Below are 1,927 nucleotides of genomic sequence, written 5' to 3'. Positions count from 1 at the left end.
GTTACGGTAGGAATGCCCCTTACGGGACACCCCCCGCGCAGATCCCGGCGTGCGCGATTCACGCACCGGGCTCCTGCCTCGGGTGGTTGGCGGCAAACCGTACCGCAGGCCATGGATGAAGAACGCGAGCACGAGGTATCCAGTGTTTCGCCAAGCGTTGGGCCTTCTGCCACGTGGTGTCGTCCTGTTGGCTGCGGCGCCGTAGCGCCCGCCTCCAGAGGTCGACCACGATCGCGCGGAAGGAGTGCATCGTTGGGGAATTGGTGGGCACGGCGTGGTAGTTGAAGTATCCCTGAACCACCTGCCGCAGCCATTGCCCTTGCTCGGGGATGGAGTGGTGCCATCTGTGCCGCAACTCATCCTTGATTGCCCGCAGGGTGGCCCGAAGCCGGTCGCGCCGGGTCTTTCGCCTGAGCATGAATTTGCCACTCCGGGCGCGGCCACTAATGTGCGTGAAGCCAAGGAAGTTGAATGTCTCGGGCTTGCCCAGTCCACGTTTTGCCCGGTTCGACGCCGCAAAGCGGCCGAACTCGATCAGACGGGTTTTCTCCGGGTGTACCGACAGCTCAAACTGTTCCAGTCTCTCTTGCATGACGCGCTTGAAGCGCTTTGCGTCACGGGCTTTGTCGAAGCCGACAACAATATCGTCCGCGTAGCGCACGATCACGATGTTCCCCTCGGCATGGCGTTTGCGCCATTGGTTCGCCCAGAGGTCGAAGACGTAATGGAGATAGATATTCGCCAAGAGAGGGGAGATCACCGCCCCCTGGGGCGAGCCTTCCTCCGTCAGTTCAATCACTCCGTCGTCCATCGCACCCGCCTTCAGCCATTTGCGAATCAAGCGAATCACACGCTGGTCGCCAATCCGGTGTTCCAGGAACTTGATGAGCCACGAATGGCTGATCGTGTCGAAGAACCGGCTGATGTCGGCGTCCAGTATCCAATTCACGTTGGTGCGCGTGATTCCCGTCGCCAGTGCATCCAGCGCATTGTGCTGGCTGCGCTTCGGGCGGAAACCATACGAGAAGCCCAGGAAGTCCTCCTCGTAGACCATGTTGAGCACTTCCGCCAGTGCACGCTGGACGATCTTGTCTTCCAGCGCCGCGATGCCCAGCGGGCGCATCTTCCCATCCGGTTTCGGTATGTACCGTCTCCGGCTCGGTAGTGCCCGATAGGCCTGACGGTGTAGCCGCCCGTGCAGGTCGTTGAGGTTTCGCTCCAGGTTCTGTTCGTAGTCCTGCCATGTCACGCCATCGACCCCAGCCGCCGCCTTCCGTTTTAGCCAGAAGAACGCCGTTTCCAGCAAGTCAATGTCGAGCAGGTGGAACAACGCCGTGAACCGTTCTGTCTTCCTTTGCCTTGCGGCTTGCCGCACACGGTCCAGTTTCTGGGACACGTTTATCCGGCTCTGAGTCCGGCGCGTGTGTAACCAGCCCGTGTTTCCCTTGGCCCCGCCCCTTTGCTCCGCTGGCTCCGCCTCCGGTCTCCCAGATTTGTTCGCCAGCTTCTTCGCTACTACGGGCGAGTCCGACTTCTCCTGTCCGTGCATCATCGGCTTCGGCTCCTCGCCTTCCCGATACGGGCCACGTGGCCGTGCTGCCGCCAGTGGTCAGACAGGAGATCTCCCGGTTCCCGCGTGGTGTTCGTACTGACATGCCAGGGTCTCAGACCGCGCCGGGTCCACACGGAGCTTGCGATAGCGCGCCGTGCAGTGTTGCCTTCCGCATACAGTAGTACGTCGGCACCCGGGAATTTAATGAACATTTCGTGGCTCAATGGCTGGCCTATCAGCACCCCTGTCAACGCTTCGCAACACGCCTCGCGGCTTGCCACGCATGACTCGGGGACATTGTGAGTCGCTATTTCTTACAACGTCGGGGACTTTCACCCCTTGAACACCACCGGTCTCCCGGCGCACACTGTACAT

Annotated in this window: 1 protein-coding gene; it reads right to left on the bottom strand. The window is 60.9% G+C overall.

The window, feature by feature from the left end:
* Window positions 1–58: 58 nt before the first annotated feature.
* Window positions 59–1,552, bottom strand: coding sequence for a group II intron reverse transcriptase/maturase (gene ltrA, locus FVF58_RS50870; protein WP_188131242.1), 1,494 nt, complete (start codon window positions 1,550–1,552; stop codon window positions 59–61).
* Window positions 1,553–1,927 lie beyond the last annotated feature (375 nt).

Source organism: Paraburkholderia panacisoli (assembly GCF_008369935.1).
Classification (GTDB): Bacteria; Pseudomonadota; Gammaproteobacteria; order Burkholderiales; family Burkholderiaceae; genus Paraburkholderia; species Paraburkholderia panacisoli.
Note: the sequence above shows the minus strand (reverse complement) of the source record. Positions and strands in the feature narration are given on the sequence as shown.

Coding starts and splice junctions, on each gene's coding strand:
- ltrA (WP_188131242.1), bottom strand. CDS start 1,552: ATGATGCACGGACAGGAGAAGTCGGACTCGCCCGTAGTAGCGAAGAAG.